We start from the raw sequence: 14,298 nt of genomic DNA, 5'->3' as shown, positions 1-14,298 counted from the left end.
CCGGCGTGCCGCCCCCCGGCGCGCCCGCCGGTCTCGTACCGAAGAGCCCCACCTCCCGGGTTCCCACGATTCCGCGTCTCGGCTCTCCCCGTACGCCTCCCAGACGGCCGCGCAGGCCGGCCGACCCCATGGAACCGGTGGAGCCCGGGGAGCCCGGGGACCCCGCGGGCCCCGGCGGCGGCGCCGGATAGCGGTACGCGGCGACCCGCGGCGACCCGCGGCGGGCGGCCCGGGGCGACGGGCGCGGTGTCGCGTGGTGCGGGTGGTGTCGCGGGCGGTTTCCGGGCCTGGGCATTTGTTTTGACCGGAGTGGATGAGGTAGGTACGCTCAGACCTTGTGCCTGGGGTGTGCCCGGGCTCCTGTGCGTGTCTTCAGCCGCATCAGGGGTTTCCGAGTACGGGCCACCGCGATCTGCGCCTTCCTCGCTCTCGGCGAGGGCTTTGCAGTATTTCGACACACCCGACCGCGTGGGTCGGGAGGTGTTCCAGGTTAGTTTCACTAACGGCACACAGAAACCGGAGAAGTAGTGCCTACGATCCAGCAGCTGGTCCGGAAGGGCCGGCAGGACAAGGTCGAGAAGAACAAGACGCCCGCGCTTGAGGGTTCGCCCCAGCGTCGCGGCGTCTGCACGCGTGTCTTCACGACCACCCCGAAGAAGCCGAACTCGGCCCTCCGTAAGGTCGCGCGTGTGCGTCTGACCTCCGGCATCGAGGTCACGGCCTACATTCCGGGTGAGGGACACAACCTGCAGGAGCACTCCATCGTGCTCGTGCGTGGTGGCCGTGTGAAGGACCTGCCGGGTGTTCGCTACAAGATCATCCGCGGCTCCCTTGACACCCAGGGTGTCAAGAACCGCAAGCAGGCCCGCAGCCGCTACGGCGCCAAGAAGGAGAAGTAAGAATGCCTCGTAAGGGCCCCGCCCCGAAGCGCCCGGTCATCATCGACCCGGTCTACGGTTCTCCTCTTGTCACGTCGCTCATCAACAAGCTTCTGCTCAACGGCAAGCGTTCCACCGCCGAGCGGATCGTGTACGGCGCCATGGAGGGCCTGCGCGAGAAGACCGGTAACGACCCGGTCATCACCCTCAAGCGGGCGCTTGAGAACGTCAAGCCGACCCTTGAGGTCAAGTCCCGCCGTGTCGGTGGCGCCACCTACCAGGTGCCGATCGAGGTCAAGCCCGGTCGCGCCGCCACCCTCGCGCTGCGCTGGGTCGTGGGTTACTCCCGCGCCCGCCGCGAGAAGACCATGACCGAACGCCTCATGAACGAGCTGCTCGACGCCTCCAACGGTCTCGGCGCCTCGGTCAAGAAGCGTGAGGACACGCACAAGATGGCCGAGTCCAACAAGGCCTTCGCGCACTACCGCTGGTAGTCGCTACCCACATCGAGACCGAGAGAAGATTGAGCCTTATGGCCACCACTTCGCTTGACCTGGCCAAGGTCCGCAACATCGGGATCATGGCCCACATCGACGCGGGCAAGACGACGACCACCGAGCGCATCCTCTTTTACACCGGTGTGAGCTACAAGATCGGTGAGGTCCACGACGGCGCAGCCACGATGGACTGGATGGAGCAGGAGCAGGAGCGCGGCATCACGATCACGTCTGCCGCGACGACCTGTCACTGGCCGCTCGACGACGTCGACCACACCATCAACATCATCGACACCCCGGGCCACGTGGACTTCACGGTCGAGGTGGAGCGTTCGCTCCGCGTCCTCGACGGTGCCGTCACCGTGTTCGACGGTGTCGCCGGTGTGGAGCCGCAGTCCGAGACGGTCTGGCGCCAGGCCGACCGTTACGGCGTGCCCCGTATCTGCTTCGTCAACAAGCTCGACCGGACCGGCGCGGAGTTCCACCGCTGCGTCGACATGATCAAGGACCGCCTGGGCGCGGTTCCGATCGTCATGCAGCTCCCGATCGGTGCCGAGGCCGACTTCAAGGGCGTCGTCGACCTCGTGACGATGAAGGCCTTTGTCTGGTCCGCCGAGGCCGCCAAGGGCGAGATGTACGACGTCGTCGACATCCCGGACACGCACACCGAGGCGGCCGAGGAGTGGCGCGGCACGCTGCTGGAGACGGTTTCCGAGCACGACGACGAGCTGATGGAGCTGTACCTGGAGGGCACCGAGCCCACCGTGGAGCAGCTGTACGCGGCGATCCGCCGTATCACCATCGCCTCCGGCAAGTCCTCGGGCACCACCGTCACCCCGGTGTTCTGCGGTACCGCGTTCAAGAACAAGGGCGTCCAGCCCCTGCTCGACGCGGTCGTGCGCTACCTGCCGACCCCGCTCGACGTCGAGGCCATCGAGGGCCACGACGTGAAGGACCCCGAGCTGGTCGTCAAGCGCAAGCCCTCCGTGGACGAGCCGCTGGCCGCGCTGGCCTTCAAGATCATGCGCGACCCGCACCTGGGCAAGCTGACCTTCATCCGGGTGTACTCCGGCCTTCTGCAGTCCGGCACCGCGGTGCTGAACTCGGTGAAGGGCCGCAAGGAGCGCATCGGCAAGATCTACCGTATGCACGCGAACAAGCGTGAGGAGATCGAGTCGGCCGGCGCCGGTGACATCGTCGCCGTCATGGGCCTGAAGCAGACCACCACCGGTGAGACGCTGTGCGACGACAAGAACCAGGTGATCCTGGAGTCCATGGACTTCCCGGCCCCGGTGATCGAGGTCGCGATCGAGCCCAAGTCCAAGGGTGACCAGGAGAAGCTGGGTGTAGCCATCCAGTCCCTCGCGGAGGAGGACCCCTCCTTCCAGGTGCACAGCAACGAGGAGACCGGCCAGACCGTCATCGGCGGTATGGGCGAGCTTCACCTTGAGGTGCTGGTCGACCGGATGCGGCGCGAGTTCAAGGTCGAGGCGAACGTCGGCAAGCCGCAGGTCGCCTACCGTGAGACGATCCGTAAGACCGTCGAGCGCGTGGACTTCACGCACAAGAAGCAGACCGGTGGCACCGGGCAGTTCGCCAAGGTGCAGATCATGATCGAGCCCATCGAGGGTGGCGACACCTCGTACGAGTTCGTGAACAAGGTCACCGGTGGCCGTATCCCGAAGGAGTACATCCCTTCGGTGGACGCCGGTGCGCAGGAGGCCATGCAGTTCGGCATCCTCGCGGGCTACGAGATGACCGGCGTGCGCATCACGCTGCTCGACGGTGGCTACCACGAGGTCGACTCCTCGGAGCTGGCCTTCAAGATCGCCGGTTCGCAGGCGTTCAAGGAAGGTGCCCGCAGGGCGTCTCCCGTGCTCCTTGAGCCGATGATGTCCGTCGAGGTGACCACGCCCGAGGACTACATGGGCGATGTCATCGGTGACATCAACTCCCGTCGTGGCCAGATCCAGGCCATGGAGGACCGGTCCAACGCCAAGGTCGTCAAGGGCCTGGTGCCGCTGTCGGAGATGTTCGGCTACGTCGGAGACCTCCGCAGCAAGACCTCGGGTCGCGCAAGCTACTCGATGCAGTTCGACTCCTACGCCGAGGTTCCCCGGAACGTCGCCGAGGAGATCATCGCGAAGGCCAAGGGCGAGTAACTCTTCCGAGTCCACGCTTTAGGCTTGTCACCGGTAGGCCCTGGGGGCACTCCCCGCCGTCACGCGGCGGGAGCGCTCCGGGCCCCGGCATCCCAGCAAAGATCACCTGGCGCCGATGAGTAAGGCGTACAGAACCACTCCAGGAGGACCCAGTGGCGAAGGCGAAGTTCGAGCGGACTAAGCCGCACGTCAACATCGGCACCATCGGTCACATCGACCACGGTAAGACGACCCTCACGGCCGCCATTACCAAGGTGCTGCACGACGCGTACCCGGACCTGAACGAGGCCTCGGCCTTCGACCAGATCGACAAGGCTCCCGAGGAGCGCCAGCGCGGTATCACGATCTCGATCGCGCACGTCGAGTACCAGACGGAGTCGCGTCACTACGCGCACGTCGACTGCCCCGGTCACGCCGACTACATCAAGAACATGATCACGGGTGCGGCGCAGATGGACGGCGCCATCCTCGTGGTCGCGGCCACCGACGGCCCGATGCCGCAGACCAAGGAGCACGTGCTCCTGGCCCGCCAGGTCGGCGTGCCGTACATCGTCGTCGCCCTGAACAAGGCCGACATGGTGGACGACGAGGAGATCCTTGAGCTGGTCGAGCTCGAGGTGCGCGAGCTGCTCTCCGAGTACGAGTTCCCGGGCGACGACCTTCCGGTCGTCAAGGTCTCGGCGCTCAAGGCTCTTGAGGGTGACAAGGAGTGGGGCCAGACCGTCCTCGACCTGATGAAGGCCGTCGACGAGTCCATCCCGCAGCCCGAGCGCGATGTCGACAAGCCGTTCCTGATGCCGATCGAGGACGTCTTCACGATCACCGGTCGTGGCACCGTCGTCACCGGCCGTATCGAGCGTGGTGTCCTCAAGGTCAACGAGACCGTTGACATCGTGGGCATCAAGCAGGAGAAGACCACCACCACGGTCACCGGCATCGAGATGTTCCGCAAGCTGCTCGACGAGGGCCAGGCCGGTGAGAACGTCGGTCTGCTCCTCCGTGGCATCAAGCGCGAGGACGTCGAGCGCGGCCAGGTCATCATCAAGCCCGGTTCGGTCACGCCGCACACCGAGTTCGAGGCCCAGGCCTACATCCTGTCGAAGGACGAGGGTGGCCGTCACACCCCGTTCTTCAACAACTACCGCCCGCAGTTCTACTTCCGTACCACGGACGTAACGGGCGTGGTGACCCTTCCCGAGGGCACCGAGATGGTCATGCCGGGCGACAACACCGTCATGACGGTCAACCTGATTCAGCCGGTTGCCATGGAGGAGGGCCTCAAGTTCGCCATCCGTGAGGGTGGCCGGACCGTCGGCGCCGGCCAGGTCACCAAGATCAACGTCTGATCATCCTCTGCGGATGATCGGGTCCGATCGGACCTGGTAGCTCCCCGGAGCAATCAGCGAAGGCCCCGCTCGCCGTCCTTCTGGACGGTGGGCGGGGCCTTTGTCTCTGTGCCGGGGGCGCTGCGTCGGAGTGGTCGAGGTGCGTCGGAGTCATTGACGCGCACCCGCCCCACCCCTACCTTCTGATCGGTTCGCCGAACTGTGTTCGATATATCGGCCATCCTCCCCGTACGGACCTTCGGACCCTGGAGAGCAGATGAGCGTAAGCAGCAGCGCCGACAGCAGCGGCACCACCGAGACCACCGGCACCACCGGCACCACTGAGACCACTGAGACCACTGGCGCCACCGGCACCGGCGCCACCATCGGCGCCCGAGCCGGTCTCGGCCCGCAGCCCTCGCGACGGCTGTTCCTCGGCGTGGCCGCCGCCGTACCGCTGGCCCTGGCCGTGCCGCTGGGAGTCGGTGCGGCGCCCGCGTACGCCGCGGACTCCGCCTATGTCATGGGCTACTTCACGGAGTCCCCGAGCGGGCTCGGTGACGACTACGGTCTGCACCTCGCCGTCAGCTCCGACGGCCTCCAGTGGATGCCGCTGAACCAGAACAACCCCGTGGTCGTCCCCACCGCGGGCGCGGCCGGGCTGCGCGATCCGTTCATCATGCGCAAGCGGGACGGCTCCTTCGTCGTCATCGCCACCGACCTCAAGGGCACCGACTGGAACCGCAACAGCCAGTACATCCACGTCTGGGACTCCGCCGACCTGCGCACCTTCACCGGCTACCGGCTGCTGAAGCTGCACGACATGACCACCCACAGCTGGGCGCCCGAGGCGTTCTGGGACGCGGGGCGCGGTCAGTACGGGATCATCTACTCGTCCGTGAACTCCAGCGGTCACCACGTGATCATGGTGAACTACACCGCCGACTTCCGGACGGTCACCGCCCCGCAGGTCTTCTTCGACCCCGGTTACGACGTCATCGACGGCGACCTCGCCGTCGGCGTGAACGGCGTCAACTACCTGTACTACAAGAAAGACCAGGCCCTCGTCGGCGCGCGCTCCAGCACCCTCGCCCCCGGCAGTTTCACCCCCTTCAGCACACCGGTCGCGCAGGGCGGCACCGAGGCGCCGACCCTGGTCAGGTCGCTGACCTCCGGCACCTGGTACCTGTGGGGCGACACGTACACGCCCAACGGCGTCTTCTACGCCTGGCAGAGCGACAACCTCGCCGCGGGCACCTGGACGGCGGTGGACCAGCGGCGCTACACGCAGCCGCTCAACTCCAAGCACTGCACCATCGCGACGATCACCGCCACCGAGTACGACAACCTCGCGGCACACTGGGGCCGTCCCGCCTGGAACCGGCTCAAGTCCTACAACTACCCGGGCCGTTACGTCCGCCACTCCGGCTTCGTGGGCCGTATCGACCCCTACCCGTTCGACCCGTACACCGACGCGCGGTGGAAGCTCGTCCCCGGCCTGGCCGACAGCGCGGGCGTGTCCTTCCAGTCGGTCAACTACCCGGCCCGCTATCTGCGGCACTACAGCTACAGTCTGCGGCTGGACGAGAACGACGGCACCTCGGCGTTCGCCGCCGACGCCACGTTCCTCAGGACCGCCGGGCTGGCCGACTCCTCCTGGTCGTCCTTCCGCTCGTACAACTTCCCGACGCGGTACATCCGGCACGCCGACAACCTGTTGCGGATCGACCCGGTCGCCACCGCGACGGAGCTGGCCGACGCGACCTTCTCCGTCGGCTACTGAGGGGCGTCGGCCGCCGCGGAGGCGACTTCATCCAAGCTTCACGACGCGTGTCCCGTGGGGCATGGCCATGACCACCGGGTGCCTCTATCGTCACTGCCGGTCTTCAACTGACGTCGCACGGCGACAGACGAGAGGTGTGGCTCGTGATGAGCGCTTTTTCCAGGGGGAGTTCCCGGAGCGGTCCGGCGGTGCCCGGCGCGGGCGGGCGGTTCGGCAGACGGCCCGGCGGTCGGCCCGGTGAGCGGTTGGACGCTCGGCCCGGTGGGCGGTTCGGCGGTCGGCCCGCCGGTCGGTTCGGCGGGGGAGTGGTGGTCGCCGTCGCCGCCGGGCTGCTCGCCCCGTTCCTCGTCGGCGCCCCCGCCGCGGGCACCGCGTCCGCCGCGTCCGCCGCGGAGGTACGCAGCCCCTCCGCGTACGTCGATCCGCTGATCGGGTCGGCGAACGGCGGCAACACGTACCCCGGGGCCAACCTGCCCTTCGGGATGATCGCCTGGTCCCCGACCAGCACCGCGGGCGACCAGACCAACACCGCCGCCGCCAACGGCTACGCGTACGGCACGACCCGCGTCCGGGGCTTCAGCCTCACCCACGTCAACGGCGCCGGATGCCATCCGGGCGCGGCCGGTGACGTACCGGTCATGCCGTTCGTGGGGGACGTGGACTCCTCGCCGACCGCCGACACCAAGGACCAGAAGTACGCGTCGGGCTTCAGCCACGACAACGAGAAGGCCGAGCCGGGGCGTTACCGCGTGGGGCTGGACTCCGGCGTGCGCACCGACCTCGCCGTCAGCGGGCGGGCGGGCGTCGCCGACTTCACCTTTCCGGCGGACAAGCCGGCCAGTCTGCTCTTCCGCGTCTCCAACTCCCTCAACGGCAGCCGGGACGCGCACGTCGACATCGACGCCGGGAACCGCAAGGTGACGGGCTGGGTGGAGACCGGCGCGTTCTGCGGCCGACGGGCCAACGGCGGGGAGAACAACCGCAAGAGCTACTACCGCCTCTACTTCACCGCCTCGTTCGACCGCGCCTTCTCCGGCGGCGGCACCTGGCACGACGACCAGCTCTCGGCGGGCTCCACGACGGCCGACGGCGGCGAGGGGTACCTGACGGGTGCGGGCCGGGCGGGACGCGGCTCGGGCGGGTACGTCAGCTTCGACACCCGTCGCGACAACGATGTCAGGATGCGGCTCGGCATCTCGTACGTCTCCCTGGCCGGTGCCGAGGCCAACCTGCGCGGCGAGATAGCCCCGCGCGCGAGCGCGGCGGACGTCGCGGCGGCCGGGCGGGCCGTCTGGGACAAGAAGCTGCGCGGCGTACGGATCAGCGGCGGCAGCGAGGCGCAGCGCACCACCTTCTACACGGCGCTCTACCACGCGCTCCAGCAGCCCAACCTGATCAGCGACCGCGACGGCCGCTACCCGGGCATGGGCGGTGATCCCGACGACAAGGCCGACGGCATGGGCGAGACCCAGCGCGTCGTACGCGGGCAGGGCGCCCAGTACAGCAACTTCTCCGGCTGGGACCAGTACCGCGCCCAGGTGCAGCTGCTCGCGCTCCTCGAACCGCGCGTGGCGGGCGACTTCGCGCAGTCGCTGTTCAACTTCGCCCGGCAGAACGGCGGCGTCTGGGACCGCTGGGTGCACATCAGCGGCGCGACGCACGTGATGACCGGCGACCCCACGGCCGCGACCCTCGCCACCTTCTACGCCATGGGTGTCCGCGACTTCGACGCCGAGGGCGCCTTCGCCTCCCTCTACCGCCAGGCCACCGTCCCGCACCCGGACGGGCTGTCCGACGCGGGCTGCCCCGGCCAGTGCGAGGGCCAGCGCCCCAACCTCGCCCAGTACCTCGACTCGCGCTACGCCGCGCAGGACGTGTGCCACTGCTGGGGCGGCGCCGCCGAGACGCTGGAGGACGCCGTGGCGGACTCGGCGCTCGCCCGGTGGGCGAAGCTGCTCGGGCGTGACAAGGAGGCCGAGGAGCTGACGGAGCGCGGCGGTTACTGGCGCAATGTCTTCAACCCGCAGGCCACTCCGGGCGCCGGTTACCTCCAGGCCAGGAACCTGGACGGCTCCTGGGTGACGCCCTTCGACCCGGCCTCCGACCGGGGCTTCGCCCAGGGCACCTCGGCCACGTACACCTGGATGGTGCCGCAGGACGTCCAGGGCCTGGCCGGGGCCATGGGCGGACGGGAGGCAGCGGCGGCGCGGCTGGACGGGTTCTTCCACAAGCCCGACGGTTCCTGGTCGCTGCGCGGCGGTGACCCGCTGCGCTACGACGCCACCAACGAGCCGGGTATCCACGCGCCGTGGCTCTACAACGCGCTCGGCCGGCCCTGGAAGACGCAGGAGACGGTGCGGGAACTGGTCGACGCCGTGTACGGGACCGGTCCTGCCGGGCTGCCCGGCAACGACGACCTCGGCACCATGTCCGCCTGGTACGTCTTCGCCGCGCTCGGCGTCTACCCGCAGACCCCGGGCCGCGCCGAACTCCTCCTGACGAGCCCGCTCTTCCCGCGCGCGGTCATCGCTCCGGCGGGGCGGCGCGGCGCCATCACGGTGAGCGCGCCGGACGCGTCGGCGGCGAACCGGTACGTCGATTCCGTACGGTTCAACGGCCGTACCCGCGACGCGTCGTGGGTCGACGGCTCCCTCGTACGGGACGGCGGCCCGCTCGCCTTCGGGCTCACCGACCGCCCGAACACGGCCTGGGCGACGGCCCCGGAGCGGCTGCCGCGCTGACGGTCCGGGGCCGTCGGGGCGACTGAAGGCGCGTCAAGGAAGGGTGACTGGCGGGTGACTGGAGGCAGCTGAGGTGTTGACGCTTTGCCGGCCATATACTTAGGTTTGCCTTACCTAAGTCCACCTGGTCGTCCGGCCGGTGGCTTCCGCGCTGTGCGTTGAAAGGTGTCTGTCTCCATGCGCCCAACCGCTCTTCTCGCCCGCACCGCCCTCGTCGGCCTCAGCACCGCCGCCCTCACCGTCGGGCTGGCGGCCTCCGCCTCCGCCGCGACCGTCGGGCGTACCGTCACCGAGAGCGGCGTGACGTACAACCTCTCGGTCACCGCGCCCTCCACCGTCGCGGTCGCGGGCGAGAACGTCACGGTCACCGGCAGCGGCTTCAACGTCGCCCAGGGCATATACGTCGGCCTCTGCGTCATCCCCGACGGTGTCGACCCGGCCGACCCGGCCACCTTCACCAACAAGCCGACCCCGTGTCTGGGCGGCCAGGACGAGGCCGGCACCACCGGCGCCTCGCACTGGATCAACAGTGACTGGTACTGGCTGTCGCCGAACAACTCCTCGCCCTACGACGACGGCGGCAGCTTCTCCGTGCCGATCCACGTCAAGCCGACCGTCGCCAGCGGCGTGACCTGCGACCAGAACGGTGTGAAGTGCGCGATCGTCACCCGCGCCGACCACTACAACACCAACAACCGCAACTTCGACACCTACGTGCCGGTGACCTTCCAGTGAGACCACTCCATCCGAGAAACCTCTCGAAAAGAGGCCGCCTTCTCGCGGCCGCCGCCGCGGCGGGTCTGCTGATCACCGGTCTCACCGGTGCGGCGCCCGTCGCGGCGGCGGCCGTTCCCGGCTCGGCCACCGGGCCCACCGGCCAGACCCTGACCGTCTCGAACACCGAGAACCTCACCCCGAAGGGCGCGACCCTCACCGTCAAGGGCTCCGGCTACGCCCCCGACAAGGGCGTCTACCTCGCCTTCTGCGCCGTACCCGAGAAGGCGGGCGAGCAGCCGACGCCGTGCATCGGCGGCGCCGACATGAGCGGCATCACCGGATCGTCCTTCTGGATCTCCAACAACCCGCCCGAGTACGCGAAGGACCTGGTCAAGCCGTTCGCCGTGGGCGCCGACGGGAAGGGCTCCTTCGAGCTGAACCTCACCGTCAAGGCGACCGAGGGCGACATCGACTGCACCCGGCTGCGCTGCGCCGTGGTCACCAAGGCCGACCACACGCACTTCACCGAGCGGGACCAGGACGTCGTCGTCCCGGTCACCTTCGGCAGCGGTACGGAGGAGCCGACCCCGGAGGTCCCCGAGGGGACCGTGCGCCACACCGTGGCCCGTACGTTCGGCACCGCCGCCCGCGCGGTGGCGGTGGATCCGGCCGACGGCCGCGTGCACACCCTCGCGAGCCCGGGGACCGACCACTTCCTCACCACGTACGACGGCGGATCGGGCGAGCGGGTCGGCGACGCCGCCCCTGTCACCCCGTCCACCGGCGTCATGGCGCTGGACGCGGCGGGCAAACGGCTCTACGTCGGCCACACGGGTTCGGTGACGGTCCACGACTCCCTTACGGGAGCGGAGACCGGCGAGCCGATCACCTTCAGCGGCAGCGCGGGCCACCTCGCGGTCGACCCGGCGGCCGAACGGCTCTACGTCGCCAACCAGACCACCAAGTCGGTCAGTGTGTACGACACCAGGACCCGGCAGCCCGTCGGCGCCCCGGTCGTCCTGCCGTTCGCGGCGTTCGGCCTCGCGGTCGACACCGAGAACCACCTCGGCTACGCCACCTACGTGGGCGGCGCGGTGGAGAACGGCAGCGTCGTCTACCGCAACGTCCTCAACACCATCGACGGCGCCACCGGCACCCTGGCCGCCACGCTCAGCATCGGCGACACGGCCCTCGGCAGCCAGGGCGTGGCCATCGACGGGACGTCCCGCACCGGTTACGTCGCCAACCTCTCCGCCGGTACGGTCTCGGTCGTCGACCTGGCCGCGAACCGGGTGACCGGCACCCTCCCGGTCGGCGGCAACCCGAAGGCCATGGTGTACGACCGCGCCACCGGGCTGCTGTACGTCGCCCGGCTCACCGGCACCACGGTCGCCGTGGTGGACCCGGCCGCCGAGAGCCCGGTCATCGACGCGGTGGAGGTCGGCGGCAGCCCGACGGCCCTGGCACTGGACCCGGTCCGGCACAGCGTCCACGCGGTGGCGGGCGGGGAGGTCCACACGATCGAGCGCCAGGTCTCGCCGACGGTCACCACGTCCCCCGAGGACACCACGGTGACGACCGGCGACGAGGTCGCGCTCACGGCGGCGGCCGAGGGCACTCCGGACCCGGTCGTACTGTGGGAGGTCAGCCCGGACGGCGGGCAGTCCTGGAACACGGTGGCGGACTCCGCCGACGCCACGCTCTCCTTCAAGGCCCTTGCCGCGCAGGACGGTTACCGCTACCGGGCGGTGTTCAGCAACGCGGTGGGCAGCTCCCGCACGACGGCGGCGCGGCTGACCGTGACGCCCGCTGACGACGGCGGCGGTACGGACGGGGGCGCCGACGGGGGCGCCACGGGCGGTGGCGCGGCCGATGGCGGCGGCACGGACGCCGGTGCGGACGGCGGCACGGCCGGCGGCACGGACGGCGGTGGCAGCACCGACGGTGGTACGGCCGGAGGCTCGACCACCACGTCCGGCGGTGCGACATCCGGCGGCTCCACGTCGGCCGGTGCCACAGCGGGCGGCAGCACCGCAGCCGGAAGTACCACAGCCGGAAGTACCGCAGCCGGAAGTACCGGAGGTGACTCGACCACCGCCGGAGGCACGGTAGGCGGCGCCGACACCATCGGCGGCACCGGCGGCGGCCTCGCCTCCACCGGCAGCTCCGTTCTCCCGCTGGCCGGTACGGCGGCCCTGCTGATCCTGGCGGGCGTCGCGGCGGTGTTCGTACGCCGACGCCGTAGCGCTACGGCCGCCTGACCCGTACCCGTACCCGTACGGACCCGTACCCGCGGACCCGTACCCGTACGACGACCGCCGCGCGCAACGCGCGCAACGCGCGACCCGCCCGGCGCCCCGAATCCCCGGGGGCGCCGGGCACTTCCGTGCGAGGTCCCGAGCCTCAGCCGGTGGTCGCGCCGCCGCGTCGGCGCCGACGGAGGACGACGGCCGCGCCCGCGAGGGCGAGCGCCGCGCCGGAACCGGCGAGCAGCGGGGTGGCGTACGACGGCTCGTCCGCCTCGCGCTGAGGGCTGTAGCCGCTGGAGTACCCCGCCGTGTCGTACTCCGAGCCGGGCAGCTTGTCGGCGTACCGGGCCTTGACCCAATACCAGTGACTTTGCGGCTGCCGGGGCTGTCGGCGGACCGTGTTTCCGCAGGTGAGGCCGCCGAACTGGCCCCTATGTCACTGGTATTGGGCCTTGACCAGCTTCTGGTAGTCGCTGAGCGACATCGACGCCCGGCCGCCCAGCCCTTGCCGCGCCTGGTCGTTGAGCGGCTCGACGGTGGTCAGCCTGAGCCGGTACCAGCCGCGGAGCTGCGGCTCGGTGAAGACCAGGGTGCCCACCGTGGCCTTGCCGGCATAGGTCACATCACTGTCGCCGTCGCGCACGGCCGCCAGGTGCCAGCCGCCGCCCTGGGTGGGGGCGAGCATGACGGTGGCGGTGCGGCCGTTGACGGTGGCGCTCAGCGTGGAGACCAGGGATGCCAGCCTGACCGCCTCGGTGGGCAGTGGCTGGGCGGTGCCCGCGACGAATCCGGGGGTGATCTCGTTCAGCGCCACCGGGTCCTTGATCGTGAAGGCCGGGAGGCCCTGGCAGGGCTCGGGCGTTTCGGGGATCCTCTGCACCGTACCGCCGGTGCTGTCGGTGGGCACCGGAATGCTCAGGAAGCGGCAGACGGCGTCGCGGACGTCGGCGGACTTCACCACGTCGAGAGCGGCCCCGTAGTCGGGGATGTCGGCCGGGAGCGGGTCCTTGGCCGGGGCCGCGTGGGCCGGGCCGCCGACGGACAGCAGCACGGATGCGCTCAGGGCGAGGACGGCGGACAGGCGGGAGACGCGAGATCCGGCCCGCTCGCTGGACGTTCCGGCAGCACTGGTGTGGGGCATGAGGGCCTGCCTTAGCGGGAGATACCGATGCGGGAGTGAGTCCACTTGGAAGAGCTGTTGCTCACGTAGTCGCTGTAGTTCCACCACGTGTACGTGGCGGTGTCGGGCCACGGGTCCGCCACACCGATCGTGTTGTTCGAGGTGTCGAAGCCGTAGACGACGTTCATGTGGCCACCGCCCGCCGCCCACCCGATGCGGGCACCGATCGGCCGCGCCGCCTTGACGTCGGTGTACACCTGGTCAAACGTGGCCGCACTGTTCAGGCCGGAGCCCGTGTTGCTCATGCCGAGGCTGTTCCAGCCCCTGGCCATGTCGCCGAGCGTGGCGGGCTGGTTGTCGCAGCCGTAGGAGGGCTGCGCCCGGCTGCAGAAGTCAGCCTGTGTGGAGCCGAATCCCTGGAACTTGGCGATCGTCAGGCCGGAGGCGACCCAGCACCACTGGTTCTTCTCCTGCTTGTACATGCCGATGGTGTCCTGACCAGCCTCGGCATGAGCCGTACCTCCTGCCGCCGCGAGCACTCCCGCGGCAGTCAGCGAGATGGCTGAAACCGCGGGTCTGCACGTGAATCCGAATCTGCCCATGTCCCTGCCTTCCTTTGTGCGATGAGACAAGCGGGGCGATATGGCAGGGGTATGACAGCACACCCTTTCGGTGCTTTACGGGCACCTGGCGGGGATTTAGCCCATAGCGGCTATTGGCTGGTTGATCATGAGGTCAGGTGATGTGCCTCGGTTGGTGGTGCCTCGGTGCTCCTCAAGCGGCTTGCCGCCGGCCCGGGGCGGTGGCAAGCCGCTTGAGGAGCACC

At 69.4% G+C, this 14,298-nt stretch carries 10 protein-coding genes and 1 pseudogene; 9 read left to right on the top strand and 2 right to left on the bottom strand.

Annotation, left to right across the window (positions count from 1 at the left end; genetic code table 11):
* The 9 genes and pseudogenes from DVH02_RS35945 to DVH02_RS07095 form a co-directional block, all read left to right on the top strand.
* Positions 1-191 (top strand): annotated as a pseudogene (locus DVH02_RS35945) (hypothetical protein); the annotation flags it as partial.
* Between the two features lie 336 nt (positions 192-527).
* Entirely contained in the window at positions 528-899 is a 372-nt protein-coding gene (rpsL, locus tag DVH02_RS07135) for a 30S ribosomal protein S12 (protein ID WP_003948652.1), read from the top strand.
* Between the two features lie 2 nt (positions 900-901).
* A complete protein-coding gene (gene rpsG / locus DVH02_RS07130) occupies positions 902-1,372 on the top strand; it encodes a 30S ribosomal protein S7 (RefSeq protein ID WP_030351427.1) in 471 nt (156 codons plus the stop codon).
* A gap of 38 nt (positions 1,373-1,410) precedes the next feature.
* Positions 1,411-3,537 (top strand): elongation factor G, encoded by a 2,127-nt coding sequence (fusA, locus tag DVH02_RS07125; RefSeq protein WP_114622845.1) that lies wholly within the window; start codon positions 1,411-1,413, stop codon positions 3,535-3,537.
* Positions 3,538-3,689: 152 nt separating this feature from the next.
* Positions 3,690-4,883, top strand: a complete 1,194-nt coding sequence (gene tuf / locus DVH02_RS07120) for an elongation factor Tu (RefSeq protein WP_114622844.1) — start codon at positions 3,690-3,692, stop codon at positions 4,881-4,883.
* Between the two features lie 256 nt (positions 4,884-5,139).
* On the top strand, positions 5,140-6,645 hold the full coding sequence (locus tag DVH02_RS07110; protein ID WP_199566189.1) for a glycoside hydrolase family 43 protein: 1,506 nt from the start codon (positions 5,140-5,142) through the stop codon (positions 6,643-6,645).
* A 308-nt stretch (positions 6,646-6,953) separates the two neighbouring features.
* On the top strand, positions 6,954-9,386 hold the full coding sequence (locus DVH02_RS07105) for a GH92 family glycosyl hydrolase (RefSeq protein ID WP_233518084.1): 2,433 nt from the start codon (positions 6,954-6,956) through the stop codon (positions 9,384-9,386).
* 177 nt (positions 9,387-9,563) lie between these two features.
* Entirely contained in the window at positions 9,564-10,121 is a 558-nt protein-coding gene (locus tag DVH02_RS07100; RefSeq protein ID WP_114622841.1) for a hypothetical protein, read from the top strand.
* Entirely contained in the window at positions 10,118-12,364 is a 2,247-nt protein-coding gene (locus DVH02_RS07095; protein WP_114622840.1) for an endoglucanase, read from the top strand. The genes DVH02_RS07100 and DVH02_RS07095 overlap by 4 nt, the downstream gene beginning before the upstream one ends.
* Positions 12,365-12,788: 424 nt before the next feature.
* On the opposite strand, the gene DVH02_RS07085 is transcribed toward DVH02_RS07095, so the two are convergent.
* Together DVH02_RS07085 and DVH02_RS07080 are read right to left on the bottom strand one after the other, a co-directional pair.
* Positions 12,789-13,493, bottom strand: coding sequence for a hypothetical protein (locus tag DVH02_RS07085; protein WP_233518083.1), 705 nt, complete (start codon positions 13,491-13,493; stop codon positions 12,789-12,791).
* A gap of 11 nt (positions 13,494-13,504) precedes the next feature.
* On the bottom strand, positions 13,505-13,954 hold the full coding sequence (locus tag DVH02_RS07080) for a papain-like cysteine protease family protein (RefSeq protein WP_233518082.1): 450 nt from the start codon (positions 13,952-13,954) through the stop codon (positions 13,505-13,507).
* Positions 13,955-14,298 lie beyond the last annotated feature (344 nt).

It is taken from the genome of Streptomyces corynorhini (assembly GCF_003346515.1).
In the GTDB taxonomy this organism is placed as follows: Bacteria; Actinomycetota; Actinomycetes; order Streptomycetales; family Streptomycetaceae; genus Streptomyces; species Streptomyces corynorhini.
Note: the sequence above shows the minus strand (reverse complement) of the source record. Positions and strands in the feature narration are given on the sequence as shown.

Bases quoted from the DNA above. Each gene is read 5' to 3' on its own strand.
- DVH02_RS07080 (WP_233518082.1), bottom strand. From the start codon at position 13,954: ATGTACAAGCAGGAGAAGAACCAGTGGTGCTGGGTCGCCTCCGGCCTG.
- DVH02_RS07110 (WP_199566189.1), top strand. From the start codon at position 5,140: ATGAGCGTAAGCAGCAGCGCCGACAGCAGCGGCACCACCGAGACCACC.
- DVH02_RS07085 (WP_233518083.1), bottom strand. From the start codon at position 13,493: ATGCCCCACACCAGTGCTGCCGGAACGTCCAGCGAGCGGGCCGGATCT.
- rpsG (WP_030351427.1), top strand. From the start codon at position 902: ATGCCTCGTAAGGGCCCCGCCCCGAAGCGCCCGGTCATCATCGACCCG.
- fusA (WP_114622845.1), top strand. From the start codon at position 1,411: ATGGCCACCACTTCGCTTGACCTGGCCAAGGTCCGCAACATCGGGATC.
- DVH02_RS07100 (WP_114622841.1), top strand. From the start codon at position 9,564: ATGCGCCCAACCGCTCTTCTCGCCCGCACCGCCCTCGTCGGCCTCAGC.